Raw genomic sequence first — 18,885 nt, 5'->3', positions numbered from 1 at the left:
CAACAATTAGGGGCCACCCCATATGCAAACCTGGCAACAGCTCTATAGTCCGCTTGGCAGCCTCGGCCTGTCCGCCCTCGCCGCCGTTATCCCGATCGTGTTCTTCTTCCTGGCTTTGGCCGTGTTCCGCCTCAAAGGACACGTCGCCGGGAGCATTACCCTGGCCTTGTCGATTCTGGTGGCAATCTTTGCCTTCCAGATGCCTGTCGACATGGCCCTCGCTGCCGCTGGCTATGGATTTGCCTACGGTCTGTGGCCTATCGCCTGGATCATTGTCGCCGCTGTCTTCCTCTACAAACTGACCGTAAAAAGCGGCCAATTCGAAGTCATCCGCAGCTCGGTGCTGTCGATCACCGACGACCAGCGCCTACAAGTGTTGCTGATCGGCTTCTGCTTCGGTGCCTTCCTCGAAGGTGCCGCCGGCTTCGGCGCGCCGGTGGCGATCACCGCCGCGCTGCTGGTAGGCCTGGGCTTCAACCCGCTGTATGCCGCCGGTTTGTGCCTGATTGCCAACACCGCGCCCGTGGCCTTCGGTGCCTTGGGGATTCCGATCATCGTCGCTGGCCAGGTGACGGGTATCGACGCGTTCAAGATCGGCGCCATGACCGGTCGCCAGCTGCCGCTGCTGTCGCTGTTCGTGCCGTTCTGGCTGGTATTCATGATGGACGGCATGCGCGGGGTCAAAGAAACCTGGCCTGCCGCGCTGGTCGCCGGCCTGAGCTTTGCCATCACCCAGTACTTCACTTCGAACTTCATCGGCCCGGAACTGCCGGACATCACCTCGGCCCTGGCCAGCCTGATTTCCCTGACCCTGTTCCTCAAGGTCTGGCAGCCAAAACGCAGCGCGGGCGCACAAATCGCCGGCGCGACCTCAGGCACCGCAATCACTGCCAGCGCCGGCGGCTTCGGCCTGCCGCGCAGCACCGTGGCCTCGCCTTACAGCCTGGGTGAAATCTTCAAGGCCTGGTCGCCGTTCCTGATCCTGACCGTGCTGGTGACCATCTGGACCCTCAAGCCCTTCAAGGCCATGTTCGCCGCGGGTGGCTCGATGTACAGCTGGGTGTTCAACTTCGCGATTCCGCACCTGGATCAGATGGTGATCAAGGTCGCACCGATCGTCACCAACCCGACCGCGATTCCGGCGGTGTTCAAGCTCGACCCAATTTCCGCGACCGGCACCGCGATTTTCTTCTCGGCGCTGATCTCGATGCTGGTGCTGAAGATCGATTTCAAAACTGGTCTTACCACTTTGAAAGAGACCTTCTACGAGCTGCGCTGGCCGATTCTGTCGATCGGCATGGTGCTGGCCTTCGCCTTTGTCACCAACTATTCCGGCATGTCCTCGACCATGGCCCTGGTCCTGGCCGGCACCGGCGCGGCCTTCCCGTTCTTCTCGCCGTTCCTCGGCTGGCTCGGTGTGTTCCTGACTGGCTCGGACACCTCGTCCAATGCCCTGTTCAGCTCGCTGCAAGCCACCACCGCGCACCAGATCGGGGTCAATGACACCCTGCTGGTGGCGGCCAACACCAGTGGCGGCGTCACCGGCAAGATGATCTCCCCGCAATCGATCGCCGTGGCCTGCGCCGCGACCGGCCTGGTGGGCAAGGAATCCGACCTGTTCCGCTTTACCCTCAAGCACAGTCTGTTTTTTGCCACTATTGTCGGTCTCATCACCCTGGCCCAGGCTTACTGGTTTACCGGCATGCTGGTGCACTAAGCGCGACACGTAGACGCAAGAACCTGCGCCGGGCCAGCCCCCGGCGCAAGCAATTCACAACCGGGTCTGCAAGGCTGCTGAAAGTTTGCCTCTTTACTATCAGCAGCCTCAGCGGACGGATAACCGGGACCACCCGGAGACACGCCTGATGAGCGAGCTTTTTTACAACGCCGTGCCCAATGCGACCCGCGTCGCACCGCCGCTGGCCGAACCACGCCAGTACCCCAGCGAAAAACCGCAGCAGGTCTATCTGTTCGGAACCTGCGTGGTCGACCTGTTCTATCCCGAAGCGGGGATGGACGCGATTCATCTGCTGGAGCGCGAAGGCATTCGCGTCGAGTACCCGCAAGGACAAAGCTGCTGCGGACAACCGGCCTACACCTCGGGCTATACCGAGCAGGCACGGGCCGTGGCGCGCTCGCAACTGGCGCTGTTTGCCGGGGACTATCCGGTGGTGGTGCCGTCCGGCTCCTGCGCCGGGATGTTGCGCGAGCATTACGCCGACTTGTTCAAGGATGAGCCGCAGATGCTGATACAGGTTCAGGCCCTCGCGGCGCGGACCTACGAGCTGGCGGAGTTCCTGCTGTTTGTGTGCAAGGTGCAACTCAAGGACAGCGGCGAGCCGATCAAGGTCGCGCTGCACACCTCATGTTCGGCACGTCGGGAAATGAACACCCACCTGCATGGCCGCCAATTGCTGTCGCAGTTGGACAATGTGGAACGGGTCGAACACAGTCATGAAAGCGAATGCTGTGGCTTCGGCGGGACTTTCAGCGTCCGAATGCCAGACATCTCCGGCGCGATGGTGGCGGACAAGACCCGCTCGCTGAAAGAGTCCGGCGCGCACAAGGTGCTCAGCGCCGACTGTGGCTGCCTGATGAACATCAACGGCTCGCTGGAGAAACAACAGGCCGCGCTGCGTGGGCAACACCTGGCAAGCTTCCTCTGGCAGCGTACCGGGGGTGGCCAATGAGCACGCCGCAGCTGATACCGACCGTTGCCGTGTCGGAAGATTTTCGTACCCGGGCCCACCAGGCCCTGGGTGATACGCAACTGCGCAATAACTTTCGCAGTGCGATGGATTCATTGATGACCAAGCGTGCGGCGTCCTTCAGCGATGCCCACGAGCGGGAACATCTGCGAGCGCTGGGCAATGCTGTCCGCGCCCGTGCGTTATCCAAGTTGCCCGACCTGCTCGAGCAACTTGAACAGAACCTGACCCGCAACGGTGTGACAGTGCACTGGGCGGAAACGGTGGACGAGGCCAATGGCATCGTCCTCTCGATCATCCGCGCTCACGAGGCGCGGCAAGTGATCAAGGGCAAATCGATGGTCAGCGAAGAGATGGAAATGAACCATGTCCTCGCTGAACAAGGCATTGAATGCCTTGAGTCGGACATGGGCGAATTTATCGTCCAGCTCGACCACGAGAAGCCTTCACACATCATTATGCCGGCGATCCACAAGAACGCCGGTCAGGTCGCGTCCTTGTTCCACGACAAACTTGGCGTGGAGTACACCAAGGACGTTGACCAACTCATTCAGATCGGTCGCAAGGTCTTGCGGCAGAAGTTTTTCGAAGCGGACATCGGCGTCTCCGGCGTCAACTTCGCGGTGGCCGAGACCGGCACCCTGCTGCTGGTGGAAAACGAAGGCAACGGGCGCATGTCCACTACCGTGCCTCCGGTGCACATTGCCGTCACCGGCATCGAGAAAGTCGTCGAGAACCTGCGCGACGTAGTGCCGCTGCTGTCGCTGCTGACCCGCTCGGCCCTCGGCCAGCCCATCACCACCTACGTCAATATGATCTCCGGGCCACGCCAGGCGCATGAGCTCGACGGCCCGCAGGAAGTGCACCTGGTGCTGCTGGACAACGGTCGCAGCCAGGCCTTTGCCGACAGCGAGCTACGCCAGACCCTGAACTGCATCCGCTGCGGCGCCTGCATGAACCACTGCCCGGTTTACACCCGCATCGGCGGCCACGCCTACGGCGAGGTCTACCCCGGTCCGATCGGCAAAATCATCACCCCGCACATGGTCGGCCTGGCCAAGGTTCCGGATCACCCCAGCGCTTCGTCGCTGTGCGGCGCCTGCGGTGAAGTGTGCCCGGTGAAGATCCCGATCCCGGCGCTGCTGCGGCGCCTGCGCGAAGAAAACGTCAAGGCCCCGGACAGCCCTCATCAAGTGATGCGCGGCCAAGGCAGCAAGTACTCGCGCAAGGAACGCTTCATCTGGAACGCCTGGGCCCGGCTCAACAGCTCGCCCACGCTCTATCGGCTGTTTCTCCTGGCCGCCACTCGTCTGCGTGGGCTGACGCCAGGCAATGTCGGGCCCTGGACGCAAAACCACAGCGCACCGAAACCTGCCGCTCGCTCCCTGCATGACCTGGCCCGCGAGCACCTGGCCAAACAGGAGGACCGCCGATGAGCGCCAAACAGAACATCCTCGCCAAGCTGCGCCACAGCCTGACCGGCACCACCACGGTGGCGGACAACTTCGACGAAGCGCTGGTGACCGAGCCCTACACCTACAGCCCGGAACAACGCATCCCGCAACTGCGCAAACTGATGGAAGCGGTGCACACCGAAATCCACCTCAGCACCGGCGCCGATTGGCCCGAGCTGCTGGCCCAGCTGCTCAAGGACCGGCAATTGCCCAGCCTGCTGATCGCCCCCACCACGGCCCACGGCCAGCGTGTCACCGCGTACTGGGCTGAACACTCGGATCTGCCGACACTCAAGGCCTACGACCGGCCGGTGGAAGAGTGGAAAGCCGAGTTGTTCAACGACACCCCGGCCAGCCTCACCACCACCCTCGGCGCAATTGCCGCCACCGGCAGCCTGATCCTGTGGCCAACCCGGGAAGAGCCGCGCCTGATGAGCCTGGTGCCGCCGGTGCATTTTGCCCTGCTCAAGGCCAGTGAAATTCGCGACAACTTTTATCAGGTCCAGCAGCAGATGAACTGGGCTGCCGGCATGCCGACCAATGCCCTGCTGGTGTCCGGACCGTCGAAGACTGCCGACATCGAGCAAGTCCTGGCTTACGGCGCCCACGGCCCGAAAGACCTGGTGGTACTGATCCTGGAGGACCAATGAGCCTACCGGCCGCTTTCCTGCGTGATGCGCAGCAACTGATTCCTCAGGAGCGACGTTTCGACGACCCGCTCTCGACCCTGGCCTTTGGCACCGACGCCAGTTTTTATCGGCTGATCCCCAAGCTGGTGATCCGCGTCGAGTCCGAAGACGAAGTGGTCGCCCTGCTCGAACTGGCCCAGCGTGACCGCGTGCCGGTGACCTTCCGCGCCGCCGGCACCAGCCTTTCGGGGCAGGCCATCAGCGACTCGGTATTGATCGTGCTGGGGGATAACTGGAACGCGAAAGAAATCCGCGGGCAAGGCATGCAGATCCGTCTGCAACCGGGGGTGATCGGGGCCCAGGCCAATGCCTGGCTGGCACCGTTCGGGCGCAAGATCGGCCCTGACCCGGCCTCGATCAATGCCTGCAAGATCGGCGGTATCGTCGCCAACAACGCCAGCGGCATGTGCTGCGGCACCGCGCAAAACACCTATCACACCCTGGCTGGGATCCGCCTGGTACTGGCCGACGGCAGCCGCCTCGACACCGAAGACGCCAACAGCGTGGCCGCGTTCCGCAACAGCCACGGCGAACTGCTGGAGCGCCTGGCAACCCTGGGCCGCGAGACACGGGCCAATGCCGAGCTGGCGGCCAAGATCCGCCATAAATACCGCCTGAAAAACACCACCGGCCTGTCGCTCAATGCCCTGGTGGATTACGACGAGCCTGTGGATATCTTGAGCCATCTGCTGGTGGGCTCCGAAGGCACCCTGGGTTTTATCAGCGCAGTGACCTACGACACGGTGATCGACCACCCGAACAAGGCGTCGGCGCTGATCGTGTTCCCCGATGTGGAAACCTGCTGCAACGCCGTGACCGTGCTCAAGAGCCAACCGGTCTCGGCCGTGGAACTGCTGGACCGCCGCAGCCTGCGCTCGGTGCAGGACAAGCCCGGGATGCCGGCCTTTGTCCAGCAACTGTCGGCCAGTGCCTGCGCGCTGTTGATCGAGTCCCGCGCCGCGTCGTCGTCGCTGCTGCACGAGCAACTGGCGCAGATCATGAATTCCCTGGCCGCCTTCCCGGTGGAAAAGCAGGTGGACTTCACCGAAGACCCGCAGGAAAACGCCAAGCTCTGGGCAATCCGCAAGGACACCTTCCCCGCCGTGGGCGCGGTGCGTAAAACCGGGACCACGGTCATCATCGAAGACGTGACCTTTCCGGTCGAACAGTTGGCTATCGGCGTCAACCGCCTGATCGAGCTGTTCGACAAGCACCATTACGACGAGGCGATCCTGTTTGGTCATGCCCTGGAGGGCAACCTGCACTTCGTCTTCACCCAGGGCTTCAACAGTGCCGAAGAAGTGGCGCGTTACCAGGCGTTCATGGATGACGTGGCGCAGTTGGTGGCGGTGGAGTTCGGAGGTTCGCTCAAGGCCGAACACGGCACCGGGCGCAACATGGCGCCCTTTGTCGAGCTGGAATGGGGCAGCGATGCCTACCAGTTGATGTGGCAACTCAAGCGTCTGCTCGACCCCAACGGCATCCTCAACCCGGACGTGGTGCTCAGCGACGACCCGCAAATCCACCTCAAGCACCTCAAGCCGCTGCCGGCGGCGGACGAGATTGTGGATAAGTGCATCGAGTGCGGGTTCTGCGAACCGGTGTGCCCGTCCAAGGGGCTGACCTTGAGTCCGCGCCAGCGCATCGTCATCTGGCGCGATATCCAGGCGAAAAAACGTGCCGGCATCGACACCCGCGAACTGGAAGAGGCCTATCAGTACCAGGGCATCGACACCTGCGCCGCGACAGGCCTGTGTGCGCAACGCTGTCCGGTAGGCATCAACACCGGGGAGCTGGTGAAGCAACTGCGCAGCCGCAACGCCACCCACGGCAAGACCGCCGATTGGCTGGGCAATCACTTCGCGACCACCTTGCAGGGCGCGCGCTTTACCCTGCACGTGGCCAACGGCGCGCGCATGCTGCTGGGGGCTCCGCGCCTGGCCAGGCTGTCGGCGTCCTTGAGCAAGCTGTCCAAGGGTCAGGTCCCGCAATGGACCAGCGCCATGCCGCAACCGGAAAAGGCCATCCGTTTCAGCCCCAGCGTCAGCGATCAGCGCCCGCGAGTGGTGTACCTGGCGGCGTGCGTCTCGCGGGTGATGGGCCCGGCAGCGGGCGACAAGGAACAGATGTCGCTCTACGACAAGACCCGGGGCCTGCTGGAAAAAGCCGGCTTCCAGGTGGTGATCCCCGACAACCCGGACAGCCTCTGCTGCGGCCAGCCGTTCGCCTCCAAAGGCTATGCGGAGCAGGCCGAACACAAGCGCCAGGAGTTGATCGGCGCCCTGCTCCACGCCAGCCGTGGCGGCCTCGACCCGATCTACTGCGACACCAGCCCGTGCACCCTGCGCCTGGTACAGGACCTGGGCGATGTGCGCCTGGACCTGTATGACCCGGTACGTTTCATCCGCACCCACCTGATGGACCGGCTGGAATTCACCCCCCAGGAAGCGCCTATCGCAGTGCATGTCACCTGCAGCACCCAGCACCTGGGAGAAAGCCAGGCCCTGATCGACCTGGCCCGGCGCTGCAGCAGCAACGTGGTGATTCCGGAGGGTATCCACTGCTGCGGTTTCGCCGGCGACAAGGGCTTCACCACCCCCGAACTCAATGCCCACTCACTGCGCAGCCTCAAGGACGCGGTGCAGCATTGCAGCGAAGGGATCTCCACCAGCCGCACCTGTGAAATCGGCCTCAGCCAGCACGGCGGCATCGACTATCACGGGCTGGTGTACCTGGTGGACAGGGTCACCCGGGCCAAGGTGGCCTGAGGCATCAACCTGACTGAAAAGGGGCATTTTTGCCCCTTTTTAGTGCCCCCGGAACTAGCCAGGTGGTTTTTTCATAACCGGAGTAAAAAAAACCGAATTCCTGCGCGCGGCTATAGTCATCTGCTTAGGCCCCAGTGAATGAGGCTTATAACCGACCTCGGCAGGTTGTCCTGATTAATCGGCAGCACCGAGACTAATCGTTCAAGGAGATACCTTATGAAGCGTTCTGCATTGGCTGGACTGTTCATTACTGCGGCAATGTTGGCCTCCCCGGTGTTCGCGGCCGCACAGGAAGACCTGTGTCAGATCAACCTGCAAAAAATCCGCGACGCCAAAGTCAGCACTGAAGCCATGAGCGAGCAACTGAGCAACGACATCGACGCGTCGGTTCAACAGGCAACCGCCGAGAAAGCCAAAGGCACCGAAGAAGGCACCAAGAATTGCATCTCGCTGACCACCCAGGCGATCCAGAAATTGCAGAACAACACCAAGGGCGATCAGTAAGCAACCGCTCAAGGTCAACCTTCGGGTTGGCCTTCTGAGCCCGGTTGGCGTACACTGTGTCGACCTGCTGGTTACGTACAGCAGGTTCGGGGCCGTTTAGGATTCGACGCCGGTTGCGAAACTTTAGGTGCATGCCGAGTTGGTAACAGAACTCGTAAATCCACTGTTGCAACTTCCTATAGTTGCCAATGACGAAACCTACGGGGAATACGCTCTCGCTGCGTAAGCAGCCTTAGCCCTTCCCTCCTGGTACCTTCGGGTCCAGCAATCATCAGGGGATGTCTGTAAACCCAAAGTGATTGTCATATAGAACAGAATCGCCGTGCAGTACGTTGTGGACGAAGCGGCTAAAACTTACACAACTCGCCCAAAGCACCCTGCCCGTCGGGTCGCTGAGGGTTAACTTAATAGACACGGCTACGCATGTAGTACCGACAGCGGAGTACTGGCGGACGGGGGTTCAAATCCCCCCGGCTCCACCATTTGATCATCTAAAGACGTCCACGGACGTCTTTTTTTGTGCCTGCAATCCAGTAAATACGGGAGTTTCAGCGCTTCTTTGGGCTTTTGAGGGTTTCTGAGTTCCAGGCGCTTTGGTATCCCAGGTGGTATCCAGGACTACCAAATGCTATTTTCAGGATACCAAAACGGTGCTGGAGGTAGCCCCATGCCTACTAACGCAACCCGCCTCTCCGATCGCCAGCTCAAGGCAGTCAAGGCAACTGGTAAAGACTTCGTCCTCAGCGACGGCGATGGCTTGCAGCTTCGAGTACGCGCCAGCGGCTCAATGATGTGGAATTTCAATTACCGCGAGCCGTTGATCAGAAGCCGTATCAACATGGCGCTTGGTCCATACCCCGACCTCTCGCTAGCCAACGCCCGAAAGAAAGCCGCAGAGGCGCGTGAGTTGCTCGCTTTGGGCATTGATCCCAAAACCCAGCGTGATGAGGTAAGGCAAGCCAAACTTGCTGAGAGTGAACACACTTTCGAGAAGGTGGCCACCGCCTGGTTCGAGCTGAAGAAAGACTCCGTAACCAAAGCCTACGCCGAAGACATTTGGAGATCGCTGACACTCCATGTTTTCCCAAGCATGAAAACAACGCCACTCTCTCAAATCACTGCTCCGATGGTTATCAAGATCCTCCGCCCAATCGAGGCCAAAGGGAGCCTCGAAACCGTGAAACGATTGAGCCAACGACTCAACGAGATCATGACCTACGGGGTCAACTCCGGGCTAATATTTGCGAACCCCCTCAATGGAATTCGGGCGGTGTTCAAGAAACCCAAGAAAGAGAACATGGCTGCGCTACCACCTGAGGAGCTTCCCGAGCTCATGATGGAAATCGCGAACGCCAGCATCAAGCGCACGACCCGCTGCCTGATCGAATGGCAGTTGCACACGATGACCCGCCCTGCCGAAGCAGCCACCACACGATGGGCAGATATCGACTTCGAAAAGCGCATTTGGACCATTCCGCCAGAGCGCATGAAAAAGCGTCGCCCGCACACAATCCCCCTTACCGATCAGGCATTGTCGTTACTGGAGACGCTCAAGCAACTCAGTGGTAACAGAGAGTACGTATTCCCCTCAGATAGAAATCCCCGCACCCATGCCAATAGCCAGACCGCCAACATGGCGTTGAAGCGCATGGGCTTTCAGGACCGTCTAGTCAGCCACGGCTTGCGCTCGATGGCGAGCACCATCCTGAATGAGCATGGCTGGGATCCGGAGCTGATCGAGGTCGCGCTGGCACATGTCGACAAGGACGAAGTTCGTAGCGCCTACAACCGGGCGGACTACATCGAACGCCGGCGTCCGATGATGGCTTGGTGGAGTGAACATATCCAGAAGGCGGCCACCGGCAGCCTGTCAGCATCTGCGATCAATCAAACCAGGGACCACAACGTCGTGCCGATACGGTGAGCGCTTACCGAACGCCACCAGCACCTAGTATGACTCCCCAGATGGAGTGATGGTTGATTTGGCGACAGCGGCGACATCGGCGACAACCCGTGTAATGCCTGTCCTGCAGCATGGCGACAGAAGTGGCGACTGTCGCCGTTGCAAGCCTCGCTCTTGGGGCTTTCTCGGCCAAGCCCACGCGAGGGGGAAGGCTCTGCATTCCCACTCGCATGGGCTCTGCGTAATTGCATCTCACTTGACCACCTAATTGCATTGCCACTGAACAGTCATTTGCATTCGCGCTGACCAGCAGTTTGCAGTTGATGGGTATCAGCGGGTGCCACTCAGCGTGAGTGCGTCAGCCAAGCACTGAAGGAATGCAACTGGCCGACTCTGTTGAAAAAATCGGATTTTCAGATCGAATGAACTCAGGCACCAACCCACTACCACCCTGAGCCTCTGTTAAAAATCACCTTTCGCGTACCTTTCTCCATCACAGACTGCTAGGGGGGCATTTGGGGTATTTCTGAGTTTTCTGCTCTAAAACGATCGAGCTAGAGCCCAATCAAAATTGTTCTTCAGTGAGTCTGAGCGTTGTAGAGAGCGCACAAGACCGTCGAAGGAGCGCCAAGAACCGTCAAGGCTCCGCTCGTGATCAGCTCCCAAGCCTTCGGTTACCCACAGACGTTCACGTCTCGCAGCCGGCGAGCACGCCCCACCGCTTCCCTAGTAGCCACTTGATACTATAATCTTAGGATCCAATTTTCCGCCAACGGCTATTCAGGAACCTGTATGGAACAGAACGCTATCTGCCGCCCCCTCACGTTCGAGGAGTCGCACCAACTTCTCCAGTCGGATGATCAAATGCTGGCCGCGCTGGACAAGGTGGCCCAGCTGGATTTCTCCATGCTGGGGCGCAAGCTTATGGAGGAGCGCGGCTGGACTCGTGAATACTGCGATGACGTCGAAGGACTGTACCGCAAGTTTCTGGCGCTCAATGTGCGCTACCCGGGTAAGAAAATCTGCCCGTCAGGCCCTATCGATGATTTCTGGCACGCGCACATTCTCGACACACATGCCTACTTTGCGAACTGTGAGTTCCTGTTCGGTGAATATCTTCACCACTTCCCGTACTTCGGCATGCGGGGTAAAGAGGACCGGGCAAATCTGGAAGCCGCTTTCGAAGAATCGCTGAACCTGTTCGTGCTGCACTTTGGCGTGGATCCCACCGCAGGCGATACTGAGGCGCGAAGCTGCAAACCGCAGCGGTGCCCCTGAGTGTCGGAGGTCATCCGCACCCACTTCTTCGATCATGAAGAAGACCGGCTGTTGGAAGCACGCAACATCCATTTCTGGCGTGCGCTCGCTGGCCATATACAGGCTGATCGAAGCATACCGTCTGACGCCACGGTGCTCGACATCGGCTGTCACCGTGGCGGCCTTCTCGAGTTGCTGCACGAGCGGTTTAGATCGGCAAGACTTCTGGGCATTGAGCCGCTCGTAAGTGCACGGCGGGTAGCTGAGCGGCGTCTGGCGCGGTTTACAGCGCATACCCAGCTGTTTGGCGCAGAGGGTTGGTCGAGCATTCCAGATGCCGGGGTGGATCTGATCGTGGGCCATGAAGTACTGCAGTACATCAGCGACCTGTCGCTACTGATGGCCAACATACGCCGCGCCATCAGACCTGGCGGTTTCGTGTACCTCGCCCTGGGCTGTCACACGGAGAACCCTCTATGGGCCACTTGGAAGCATGAGCTGGAAGCACTGGGTCACGGTGTGCATGACCACTCCCCTTTGGAAATAATGGCGGCGGGAGCACGCGCCGGACTGGCGCCATCAGTACGCCCTTTGAGGGACACAGGCTGGGTCTACCACGACCCCAGCGTCTTGGGGTCATTCTCCTATCCCTCAGTCGGCGCGCTGCTTGAGCACCAATTTCGCCACAAGTTGCTTTTTCGATTCGAGTGCTGCACATGAGCCTTCCAGAACTGACCCTGCCCACCAGCGTGAACGACGCTCTGTTGGCCGTGACCGTGCGTGAGACGCTCGAATCGCTGGAAACGCGCGCACTCGACCCGTCACTGCGACGTCTACTCGCCGGAGAACTGTCATCCCCCGAATGGCAAGCCTTTCTTGTCGAGCTTTCACACGTTTGGAACCGCTTTGATCATGCTGTGATACGCGGCACTCCCGCATTGAGCGACGAGCGCATCGCCTTGCTGCTAGCACTGGCGCTGAATGCTGGGTTCAAGCCCTACCGCGGCAACAAGATCGTCAAGCACTTCAAGATGTCGCCCTGGACCACCGAACTATCTCAAACCCTGCGCGACGGGCACTTTCATACCGACTTGAACACTGCGAGCGAACCTCCACGCATCACCTTGATCCATTGCCGAGTTCCCGACCCTACCCCAGGCTATGGCGTTCTGCGCGTCGCCCGGATTCGTGACCTGCTTGCCGAACTTCGCCGACGCGGTGCAGACAAGGCCCTAAGGTTTCTTCTGCGCGACTCCGTCGCCATAGTAGATGATCGAGCGCAAGGATCCTGGTCAGGTACCATGGCCAGCGAGTCGGCCATTCGCTTTCACCCCGAAACCTTGAAGGCGGCGCAACGGCGAGGGGCGAGTTTCATTGACCCACTCGAAGAACAGCTGGATGCGATCCATGAGGCGGCGCTGGCGGTGTCCCATCCCATTGAGCTTGGCATGGGAGACACCTTGTTGGTATCGAACGTCCGCGCGCTCCACTATCGTGGCGAATGCACAGTTCAGTACCTGGACTTCCCTCGGCACTTCCAGGCTCGGCAAATACACGTACTTCACTTGGTCGATGAACCTTCATGGCCAAAATGAAAAAAGAGACCATCGATGTCATAGGTGCGGACGCTAACAACCTACGTGATCTCGACATCAGCTTCCCTGTCGGGGAGCTGTCGATGGTCGTAGGGGTCTCAGGATCGGGGAAGACCTCCCTGCTCCTGAACATTCTCGCGCGCCAAGGGGGCAAGCGTTTGAAGTCCTTCTTGGGGGTCAGCCAGGATCACCTTGACCCACCCATGAGTCTGGCATTCGTCGGCCGAATGCCGCCTACCCTGCATATTGGCCAGCGCGCCTTCCGAGCCTCCTCACGCACGACGGTTGGAACCTCGAGCAGCCTCCTTCCCCTGCTTCGGCGCATCTTCATCAAATGGTCCAGCCCCGTTTCCGAACGTAGCGGTGTCTCCGTTCCGCGTCCTGGGATTGGTAGCTATGCCGCGTGGTTGCTGCAACATCAGCAAGGCCCATTCGATATCTGGGCAATCCCCATTTCATTCGAGGCCAGCGACGGGATGGCCATGGCGGAGCGTCTGCGCGCCTTGGGTTTTTCCAGTGTCATAGTGCGCAGCGAGACCGACTCACCCAAGGAGTGGGAAAAAGGCCGCCCCCTCAAGCTGGATAGGTTCAAACCACTTGCCGCGCGCACCCGGCACATTGTGGAGACCCAGGTTGCAAGTGTAGAACTAAACGCAGGAAAGACCACGGCACAACAATTGGAGCAGCTACTGGCACTCGCCTTCGAAGCTGGCGAAGGGCGCGTTCTGATCGACTCTCCTATGGGCGTTGTGCTGGACTCCCGCTACCATTGGGTTACGCCAGAAGACCCCTGCCGCTACCGACCCGCGAGCGAGCACCTTCTCTCGTTCAACGCTCCGGAACACGAGGCCACAGGTGCCTGCCCAACCTGTCGCGGGCTCGGCGAAAGTACCGTTCTAAATCTGGACGCTCTGGTAGTGCATCCTGACCGCTCCCTTCACCAAGGTGCCTTCTCGCTCTGGACAGAGAAGAACTACAAGTACGTCAACATTCAACATGAGACGATCGAAGGGTTGCGAGGCCTCTGCGGCTTCGATCCCGATCGCTCCTGGTCGGAGCTCGACACGCAGGCTCGCCGCCTGATCATCGAAGGAGCAGGTGAAACACTGGTTGCCGACCGAGATTTGAGCAACGGGCGCAAGACAAGTACAGCACGCCGTTTCGATGGGTTTCAGTCGGCGATCATCGAACGGGTGAACAAGCGTGGCGTATCAGCCGAACGACTGGCCCACCTTGTGAGCAATGGCGCGTGCCCCGACTGCCTTGGTAGCCGCTGGTCCGCCCAGGCGCGTGCCTTGCGCCTCGCTGGTTTCTCGATCGATCACCTTCTGGCACTGCCGTTCGAAGCACTGTCCTCCCTCTGCAGCCCGGGGTCTGATTTTTCCAGAAAACTGCCTGAGCAGGCAGTGCCGTATCTGAAACAGCTGCACCGGCTGACCAGAAGTTTTGTCGGTGCAGGCCTTGGCCACCTCAGCGGCGCCCGCGGGATGCTGGAAATCAGCGAGGGAGAATCACGCCGCCTGCGCTTGGCAGCCGCCCTGGACGGCCACCATTCGGGCCTTTGCCTGTTGCTGGACGAGCCCGCGCGCGGTTTGCATGATGAGGACGTCGACCGGTTGGCCGCAACGTTGGCCGAATTGCGTGGAACCCACAGTCTGATCATCAACGATCATCGTCGGCGATTGGCAGCCGCCGCCAGCTTCTTCGTCGAGATCGGTCCCGGCGCCGGCCCCGAAGGTGGTCGTGTCACCTATTCAGGGAAGGTCCCGGAACGCTGGTGGTCGCCGGATGCCCGACTTGAGCGCAGCACAGTTCCTGTCCAGGCGCAGACGCCAAGGCTTCGGTTAAAGGACATCCACATTCACAATGTGTCGGGCGTCGATGTGGCCATTCCACTAGGTCACCTGGTCAGTGTGGTGGGTGTTTCGGGATCCGGGAAATCCAGTTTCGTGCTCGGAGCACTCGTACCTGCGCTCGCAGGCGCGTTCCGAACCGCGCCCGACGCCCTGGAAGTGGATGTTCGCCGTGGACGCTGGGCATCGCTGTCGGGTACCGAACACCTCAACGGGTTCGTTGCATTGGGCCAGCGAACGCCAATACCAAACAGGCGAAGCACGGTAGCGACCTTCCTGGGGCTCGCTGAACAGCTGCGAAATCACTTCGCCAGGCTACCGACCGCTGCCGCCGCCGGCCTCGAAGCCAGCGATTTCGGACTCAACGCTGGACAAGGTCGCTGCGATCAGTGCCTAGGCATCGGAGAAATAGAAGAAGCTGGCCATTGGGTCGTCTGCCCGAGCTGCGCTGGAAGCCGATACGGATCCACCGTACTGACCGTTCTCGACGAAGGGTATGACATCGCGCAGGTACTCGATCGTTCGATCACCTCACTGAGGAGCGCGCCCTTCCCTGCTTTCGACCAGCAACTGCCGCTTCTGGACACCCTGGATGAAATGGGGGTCGGGCATCTGTCTCTAGGCAGACGGCTCGACACCCTCAGCGGCGGCGAGCTTCAGCGCCTTCGCATTGCCCGAGAGCTGAGTGAGCACGCCTCGCAAAGGTTGATGCTCATTCTCGACGAACCCGCGGCGGGCCTACATCGTGACGACGTCGCGCGCCTGCTCAGAACGCTTGATCGAATGGTCAGACATGGCCACACCGTCCTGCTGGTCGAACACAATCTCGAACTCGTCGCGGCAACCGACTGGATCATCGAATTCGGCCCGGGCTGTGGTCCGCTGGGAGGCCAACTGATCGCCGAAGGCCCTCCGAGCCACGTGTGCGAACAAGATACCCCTAGCGGTCGAATGCTCCGGGCAACGTCGAAACCGGGCGAGAATACCGAGCACCTGGAACGCTATCGACACCACATTCCCTCCAGCCTACCCGAGGCCAGCAGTGCGCTGCGCTGGTTGAGAAGGCTACTCGGTCACGACCTGCCGCCGCTGGAGCAGGAAATCGAGCATGAAGGCGGGCAACCGGCAGTCGTGCTAGACGCGCACAACCTGAAAGATCTTCGCCTGCTTGAGTTTGGAGCGCTCGACCATGAGCTTGCCTTGCTCATGCTCGAAGGCGAGAACGCTCAGGAGGCCGATGTCATCGCTCTGGTGAATGTCTGGGAAACCGCTGCTGATGCCGAACTGACGATTTGCCCCCTGCTCCAGGCTATCCACACATGGGGCACACAGGTTCCCGCGAGCGTCGTCTGGGACCTGCGCAGACGGCTGCGAGTGCAGGGGCTACGATGGGCAGAGCACGACATTGCATCCCGCGTCCGCGCTTTCGATGGCCCTCTTACCTGCGACGCTGCCAGTGATCGCAGTGCACGAACGCATGCGGTGAAACTGGCGCTGCTGCTTGGTGGTGGCTACGTCGAGCTGGTCAGAGGCCAGGAAGTGATAGCGACCTGCAGCGAACGAGCGATGGATCTCGATCGCTCCCTGATTGGTCCCCGCGTGATATCTGCCTACGATTTCGATCGACACACCGCGCGCGGGCAGTGTCCATGCTGCCAGGGTCGCGGGCAGGTCGTCAGTTACGATTCGGGTTTGTTGATCAACGACGAGACGAAAGCCGTGGAGCAGAACGGCTTCCTGCATCCGGAGGCGCTGAATGTGCTCAAAGGCGTACACCGTAATGCATTGGCGCCGTTCTTCAAACGCCTGGTCAAGGAGCAACGATGGCCGGCCGAGCGCCCCATCGAGCGACTTTCGGCCCAGGAGCGCAACGTGCTCCTCCATGGCTTCTGGGTCCCCTCCGGCGCGGGTACCTTTCTGCGCACCCCTACAAGCAATCCGAAAGAAGTCGCGAGCTGGTTACGCTGGGACGGATTGTTCGCGCATATGCGTGACAATCTTTCGCGCGGCTCCCGCCCTTGGCGCGACAGCGTATTGGCGTCCCGGTTCATGATCCGCTGCCCCCAATGTGACGGATCAGGCTTGCGCCAGCACGTCCTCTTGTTCAAACTCGCCGGTCGCAGCTACGCGGACTGGGTGAAAACAGGGACCGTTACCGAACTCTGTCAGGCTTTGAAGCATCTGCCCTCCCCCAATGCACGCATTAGACGCCGGCAGGCTCGCCTACTCGAGGTCCTCACCCCCCTCGACAACGAACGTTTCGGCGCCACTAGGCTGTGCAGTCTGGCGGTAGAAGGCCCCCACACCCTCCTCTGGCCTGCTGTCGCGCACGCCTTTACCAGCATGCCGGTACTCACTCAGGAGGATCTATGAGCGAAGATCGGACCTACAAGCTCTACGGGGAGTTTGGGGATCGCTACGACCTCCATACGCCACCACACCACTACGCCGATGATCATGACTTCGTGATCAAGCGGGCGCGTGGCCTGAAGGAACAAGCACGACTGCTCGACCTCGGCTGCGGGACCGGCATACTGCTCGAAAAAGCGCTGCAAGCCGAACTGGATCCGGTGGGTATTGATTCGGCGCCGCACATGCTGAAACTGGCGCAAGCACGCGTCGGCACGGAGCGGGCGCAACTGAGGCGTATGCAGGAGCTGGACCTCGATCAGCGATTCGATTGCATCGTGTCACTTTCCTGGTCGCTAAATTACAGCCAGGACGTTGCCGAACTCCGGGATATTCTCCTGCGCTGCCACCATTTGCTCCGCCCAGGTGGCGGCTTGATTCTCCAAGTCGCCCATGCCCCCAACGCCCAGCCAGAGAAACCGCCGTTCACCGTCGACCGAGAGCCGGGGCCTGGCGGGCCGGACGATATAATACTGAGCTACTGCTTCTGGTCGGACGGCGCCGAAACGATGCTCGCCGACTACCGATTCGAGTGCCTCTCTACCGCAGAGCGCTTTGAGGAGCGCCATGAACTGAACGTGGCAAACGTGCATCTGTTCACGTCACTTCTGAGAGACCTCGACTTCATCGAAGTCGAGGTACTCGACAGCTGGCGGGGCGAGCCCTTCGATCGTGGTATCAGCCCCTTTGTCACTGCTCGACGCAAGCCTCGATGATCGGCCCGACGCTGCGACTGAGCCGATTCATCGTCTTCGTAGACTACGCCGACTTCGTCGAGGTACAGCATGCGGCGCGTGGGGTACGGTACCGTATTGATCGTGCGACCTACGAAGAGCTGCTTGGCTATGCCAGGTTTCGTTCCGCGTCGCTTGCCATTGCGCAATGGGTCGAGCGCGGTGTACTGGTCGCACCATTCACTGACACGCTTCTGCCGGAAGGTGCTATCCCGGGCTCGGAAACCGCCTTGGCGGCGGATTATCACCGCTGGTATTGGAGACACGAGATCGAAAGCGAGCGGGATTATCGTTGGTTCGGCGAAGTCGTACTAAAGATGCCTAGCGACCTGTTCTATCTCCAGGAGCTCCTCACTGGCATGCACGTTCAACGCGTGCTTGAACTCGGCAAGGGGCGTGGCGGTGGTGCCTGGTTTCTCTCTAGCATCCTGCAGATGCAGGGACGGGGCCTGGTGGTGTCGCTGGACATTGATCCCCTAGCATCCGTCATCGATGGGTCCCGCTGGACCGAAGTCGAACAACATGATTGCGTTGGCGATGCAATGAGCCAAGAAACTATCGACCGGGTGCACGGAATTTGCTCGACGTTCGAGTTGATCGTCATCGACTTGGGGGGAGACCCGCAACGAAATCTGCGTGCGTTGCGGCTCTGGGCTGATCTGCTAGCAGACGGCGGGACTGTAGTGATCGAAGATCTGTGGGGCAGCGATGACATAGGCGCGATACGCGAGCTTGACCGTTTCCTGCTGGATAACCGGCAATTTTCATTATGTCCTTTGGCCCTGCGGCATCCGCTGTTGAAAGGTATCGGATTGAGAAAAGCCTGACGCGACGGTGTGCCTTACCTTACGCCGATCCACACCTCGGCGAACGCCCGCTCAAGCAATGGCTGTGGAGCAAAGTTGCGTGGACTCGATGATTGAAACCATGGACGACGGATGGGATCGCTGATTGGTATCAACGAGCGGAGGAACACGCTCATTGCGCAAATCCCTAGACACTGCGGTCCAT

At 60.3% G+C, this 18,885-nt stretch carries 13 protein-coding genes and 1 other RNA gene; all 14 read left to right on the top strand.

Annotated features, from left to right (window positions below; translation table 11 throughout):
- The first annotated feature begins 22 nt into the window (after positions 1-22).
- A complete protein-coding gene (locus JFU57_RS11900) occupies positions 23-1,717 on the top strand; it encodes a lactate permease LctP family transporter (RefSeq protein WP_078469771.1) in 1,695 nt (564 codons plus the stop codon).
- Between the two features lie 148 nt (positions 1,718-1,865).
- Complete coding sequence (locus tag JFU57_RS11895; RefSeq protein ID WP_078469770.1) at positions 1,866-2,690, top strand: (Fe-S)-binding protein; 825 nt, start codon at positions 1,866-1,868, stop codon at positions 2,688-2,690.
- Entirely contained in the window at positions 2,687-4,144 is a 1,458-nt protein-coding gene (locus JFU57_RS11890; RefSeq protein ID WP_078469769.1) for a LutB/LldF family L-lactate oxidation iron-sulfur protein, read from the top strand. The genes JFU57_RS11895 and JFU57_RS11890 overlap by 4 nt, the downstream gene beginning before the upstream one ends.
- Entirely contained in the window at positions 4,141-4,812 is a 672-nt protein-coding gene (locus JFU57_RS11885; RefSeq protein ID WP_078469768.1) for a LutC/YkgG family protein, read from the top strand. Before JFU57_RS11890 ends, JFU57_RS11885 begins: the two co-directional genes overlap by 4 nt.
- Positions 4,809-7,619 carry an FAD-binding and (Fe-S)-binding domain-containing protein gene (locus tag JFU57_RS11880; RefSeq protein WP_201129412.1) on the top strand — a complete coding sequence of 937 codons (2,811 nt, stop codon included), beginning with the start codon at positions 4,809-4,811 and terminating at the stop codon, positions 7,617-7,619. Before JFU57_RS11885 ends, JFU57_RS11880 begins: the two co-directional genes overlap by 4 nt.
- 216 nt (positions 7,620-7,835) lie before the next feature.
- The gene (locus tag JFU57_RS11875) at positions 7,836-8,123 is read left to right on the top strand and encodes a hypothetical protein (RefSeq protein ID WP_078469766.1); all 288 of its coding nucleotides are present in this window, start codon (positions 7,836-7,838) and stop codon (positions 8,121-8,123) included.
- Between the two features lie 88 nt (positions 8,124-8,211).
- Positions 8,212-8,605: a transfer-messenger RNA gene (gene ssrA / locus JFU57_RS11870) on the top strand.
- A gap of 185 nt (positions 8,606-8,790) precedes the next feature.
- Positions 8,791-10,047, top strand: coding sequence for an integrase domain-containing protein (locus JFU57_RS11865; RefSeq protein ID WP_201129411.1), 1,257 nt, complete (start codon positions 8,791-8,793; stop codon positions 10,045-10,047).
- A gap of 771 nt (positions 10,048-10,818) precedes the next feature.
- Positions 10,819-11,304 (top strand): glycine-rich domain-containing protein, encoded by a 486-nt coding sequence (locus JFU57_RS11860; protein WP_198726502.1) that lies wholly within the window; start codon positions 10,819-10,821, stop codon positions 11,302-11,304.
- On the top strand, positions 11,305-12,003 hold the full coding sequence (locus JFU57_RS11855) for a methyltransferase (protein WP_122853472.1): 699 nt from the start codon (positions 11,305-11,307) through the stop codon (positions 12,001-12,003).
- Complete coding sequence (locus tag JFU57_RS11850) at positions 12,000-12,878, top strand: TauD/TfdA family dioxygenase (protein WP_122853471.1); 879 nt, start codon at positions 12,000-12,002, stop codon at positions 12,876-12,878. Before JFU57_RS11855 ends, JFU57_RS11850 begins: the two co-directional genes overlap by 4 nt.
- Complete coding sequence (locus tag JFU57_RS11845) at positions 12,866-17,104, top strand: ATP-binding cassette domain-containing protein (RefSeq protein WP_201129409.1); 4,239 nt, start codon at positions 12,866-12,868, stop codon at positions 17,102-17,104. The genes JFU57_RS11850 and JFU57_RS11845 overlap by 13 nt, the downstream gene beginning before the upstream one ends.
- Positions 17,101-17,856 (top strand): class I SAM-dependent methyltransferase, encoded by a 756-nt coding sequence (locus JFU57_RS11840; protein WP_122853469.1) that lies wholly within the window; start codon positions 17,101-17,103, stop codon positions 17,854-17,856. Before JFU57_RS11845 ends, JFU57_RS11840 begins: the two co-directional genes overlap by 4 nt.
- Positions 17,853-18,701 carry a CmcI family methyltransferase gene (locus tag JFU57_RS11835; protein WP_122853468.1) on the top strand — a complete coding sequence of 283 codons (849 nt, stop codon included), beginning with the start codon at positions 17,853-17,855 and terminating at the stop codon, positions 18,699-18,701. The genes JFU57_RS11840 and JFU57_RS11835 overlap by 4 nt, the downstream gene beginning before the upstream one ends.
- The last annotated feature ends 184 nt before the right edge of the window (positions 18,702-18,885 follow it).

The organism is Pseudomonas sp. TH07, assembly GCF_016651285.1.
Lineage (GTDB): Bacteria > Pseudomonadota > Gammaproteobacteria > Pseudomonadales > Pseudomonadaceae > Aquipseudomonas.
The sequence above is the reverse complement of the archived record's forward strand: the minus strand, read 5'-3'. Positions and strand labels throughout refer to the sequence as shown.